This window comes from Paraburkholderia sp. LEh10 (assembly GCF_017814945.1).
GTDB lineage: Bacteria > Pseudomonadota > Gammaproteobacteria > Burkholderiales > Burkholderiaceae > Paraburkholderia.
Genome location: NZ_JAGIPX010000170.1, coordinates 1 through 3,465, shown reverse-complemented (window position 1 = coordinate 3,465; position 3,465 = coordinate 1). Strand labels below are relative to the sequence as shown.

General features: G+C 63.5%; 4 protein-coding genes. All 4 read left to right on the top strand.

The window, feature by feature from the left end:
• The first annotated feature begins 374 nt into the window (after positions 1-374).
• The 4 genes from J8I87_RS45560 (at position 375) to J8I87_RS43575 (ending at position 3,343) form a co-directional block, all read left to right on the top strand.
• Positions 375-725, top strand: coding sequence for a hypothetical protein (locus J8I87_RS45560; RefSeq protein WP_245254619.1), 351 nt, complete (start codon positions 375-377; stop codon positions 723-725).
• A 98-nt stretch (positions 726-823) separates the two neighbouring features.
• Positions 824-2,266, top strand: a complete 1,443-nt coding sequence (locus J8I87_RS43585; protein WP_209938816.1) for a DDE-type integrase/transposase/recombinase — start codon at positions 824-826, stop codon at positions 2,264-2,266.
• Complete coding sequence (locus J8I87_RS43580) at positions 2,263-3,126, top strand: ExeA family protein (RefSeq protein WP_209938815.1); 864 nt, start codon at positions 2,263-2,265, stop codon at positions 3,124-3,126. The genes J8I87_RS43585 and J8I87_RS43580 overlap by 4 nt, the downstream gene beginning before the upstream one ends.
• 1 nt (position 3,127) lies before the next feature.
• Positions 3,128-3,343 (top strand): hypothetical protein, encoded by a 216-nt coding sequence (locus tag J8I87_RS43575; RefSeq protein WP_209938814.1) that lies wholly within the window; start codon positions 3,128-3,130, stop codon positions 3,341-3,343.
• Positions 3,344-3,465 lie beyond the last annotated feature (122 nt).

Sequence of the window (3,465 nt, the reverse complement as noted above, 5' to 3'; positions counted from 1 at the left end):
TGAGCGTGAGCACGGAAGTCGATGGAAATTTGGGCCGTTTTTTGCAAATTGCGTGAGGGACGCAGGGGGATCTCCCTCAGGCATCTTGACCAAACGATGCCCAAGGGAGAGTCTCAGGTTCGCCAGAATCTGAAACGTTCCCAGTGTGCCACGTGAGTATCTTTCATCCAAATTTCTATCAGCTGCTGTTACACATCGATCAGGATTTCGCCAGCCAGGCCCGCACGCAGCGTTGTCGCTGTTGCGGCGGTGTACTTCACAGCGCCCGTTATCCCCGCAAACCCCGTGGACTTCCGTGCGAAGCCCGCTCGGACTGCGATTTCCGCTACAGCTTCTGCTGCGCTAAATGCCGGCGTCGCACCACGCCGTTTTCGGTGCGCTTTCTCGGCCGACGCGTGTATGTCGCCGCGATCATGGTCGTCGTCAGCGCCGCGCGCGCCAGCGCCGGCACGGCTGCGGCCTCGCGGCAACTTGACACGTTAGGTGTACCGCGCTCCACCGTCGCGCAATGGCGAACATGGTGGCGCACGCAATTTGTGTCGACACCATTCTGGACACTTGGCCGCGCTGATTTCGTGCCGCCCGTCGAGACTGACCGGATTCCCGCAAGCCTGCTTGAACGCTTTACCGCCACACAGGCGCCCACGCCCCTGATATGGCTGCTGCGCTGGCTCGCGCCACTCACCAGCGGCAGCGCCGCGAGCAACGTGCGTGAGGGACGGTAGCTCGCCCGCAGAAGTTCTCGCTCGCCTGCCCCAGAGGCCCCCGGTAGTCTCGCGTCTCCCATGAATCGCGGCAATGTCGCCGCATCTCTGGAGACCTCATGACTGAACATCGCGATTTACCTGTGCGGGATCGCTGGGCACGCCTGCGCTTCGCTGTCGTCGGGCCCCTGCTTGCCGCACCGCCCGAGCCCGGCGAACTGGGCGAACTTATCAATACGCTCACCCGCAAATGCTGGCGGCATCCTGTCACCGGCGCCGACGTCCGGTTCGGCTACTCGACGATCGAGAGATGGTTTTACCAGGCGCGTCGCGCTGCACACGACCCGGTGGCCAGTCTCGCGGACCGCAAACGCCCCCGTGGTACCAGTCCAAGCCTGTCGCCCGAAGCCGTTCAGGCAATTCATGCGCAATACCAGCAGCATCCGGGATGGTCCCGTCAATTGCACTACGACAACCTGTTGGCCGTACTTGGCGAAGCGAACCTGCCTTCGTATGCGACCGTGCGGCGCTACTTCATGGCCAACGGGCTGTTTCGCCAGCGCAAGCCGCGCCATACCAGCGCCGGCGCGATGCTCGCGCGCGACCGCCTGGAGAAGCTCGAGGTGCGCAGCTTCGAGGTCGAGCACGTCAACGCGCTCTGGCATCTCGATTTCCATCATGGTTCGCGCAAGCTGCTCTCGAAGGACGGCCAGTGGATCACGCCGATGCTGCTGTGCCTACTCGATGACCGCTCGCGCGTCGTCTGTCACGCGCAGTGGTTTCTCGACGAGACCGCACAGAGCCTGGTCCACGGCCTGTGCCAGGCGTTCCAGCGAAGGGGTCTGTGCCGTGCCCTGATGACCGACAACGGGTCGGCCATGCTTGCCGAGGAGACGACCGCCGGATTGCACGCGCTTGGCGTGCTACACCAGACGACCCTGCCATACTCACCCCACCAGAACGCGAAACAGGAGACGTTCTGGGCCCGCGTGGAGGGGCGCGTGATGGCCATGCTCGAGGGCGAGTCCGATCTCACGCTCGATCTGCTCAATCGCGCTACGCATGCGTGGATCGAACACGAGTACCACCGCGCTCACCATTCCGAGATCGGCTGCACACCGCTTGAGCGCTATCTTGCAGGCCCCGATGTCAGTCGCGAATGTCCGTCCAGCAACGCGCTGCGTTCGGCATTCCGGATCGACGTGACCCGTACCCAGCGCCGCTCGGATGGCACAGCAAGTCTGGACGGTACGCGCTTCGAGATCCCTTCAGCGTACCGGCACCTGCAGCGCGTGCGTCTGCGCTACGCGCGATGGAATCTCGGTCATGTCGATCTGGTCGACGCTGATACGGGCAAGGTCCTGTGTCCGGTACGTCCGCTGGACAAGGCCGCCAACGCCGACGGTCAGCGCCGTCGGCTTGATGACATCAGTAGCACTGCGAATCTGGCGCCCGTGAGCCAACCCGGCATCGCGCCGCTGTTGCGCCAGTTGCTCGCCGAACACGCCGCAACCGGCCTGCCACCGTCCTGGATTCCCGCCGACTGGCAGGAGAGCGTATGAGCCAGCGCCTGCAAGCCCTGTACGGTCTGAAGTGGAACCCGTTCTCGCCAGAACTGCCGCTTGAGGCCATCTACGTCGCGCCCAGAATCGAGAACTTCTGCTGGCGTATCGAGAACGCGCTGGTACGCGAAGGCGGCTTCGCGATGGTCCACGGCGAACCCGGCACCGGCAAGAGCGTCGTCATGCGCGTGCTGGCTGAGCGACTTGAGCGTCACACCGACCTGACGGTCGTCGCCATCAATCACCCGCAAAGCAATCTCGTCGATTTCTATCGCGAGATGGGCGACATCTTTGCGCTCGAACTCCGTCCGCATAACCGCTGGGGCGGCTTCAAGACACTGCGCGAACGGTGGCTGTCGCATCTGCAGAGCACGCGCCGTCGTCCGATCCTCTTGATTGACGAGGCCCAGGAGATGAGCGCGGGCGTGCTTAACGAGCTGCGCCTGATGGCCAGCGCCCGCTTCGATTCGCAGCCGCTGCTATGCGTGGTGCTCGCCGGCGACACGCGCCTGACCGACAAGCTGCGCCGCGACGAGCTGCTGCCACTGGGCAGCCGTATCCGTTCGCGCCTGGCAACCGAGAAGGCGTCGGCCGAAGATCTGCTGGCCTGCCTCGATCACCTGCTCGCCAGCGCGGGCGCGCCGCAACTGATGACGCCGCCGCTGCGCCACACGCTGTGCGAACACGCACTGGGCAACTATCGCGTCCTCTCAACGCTCGCCAACGAACTGCTGAACACCGCTGCCCAGCGTGAACTGTCCGAACTCGACGAGAAGCTGTACTTCGAGGTGTTTGCGCCGGCCACGCCGTCTTCGCGTCGCACCCCGGCGCGTCAATCTCAATCCAATGGAGCCCGATGACATGTCCCGAAAGACATCCCCGCACAGGCGCGCCAATTCGCGACGCCTGCCGTTACCCGAACTCTCCGATGAGGCCGCCTACATGATGCAGTTCTTCATCGAGGACTTCTATCTCTGGTTCAGCCGCGCCTACGCCACCCAGATCCGGCGCTATCACGAGCCCTGGTACGGTGGGCCAACCCACCCGCCACACCAGACCATCGACGAGCCGTTCTAAACCCAAGTTCCCCTGGAACTTCGGTCTAAAACAGCACGGGGACCACAGGTCCCCGTTTTACTTTGCCAGCCGTCCCTCATTTACGCTGCAAAACAGTCCATCGACTTCCGTGCTCACGCTCA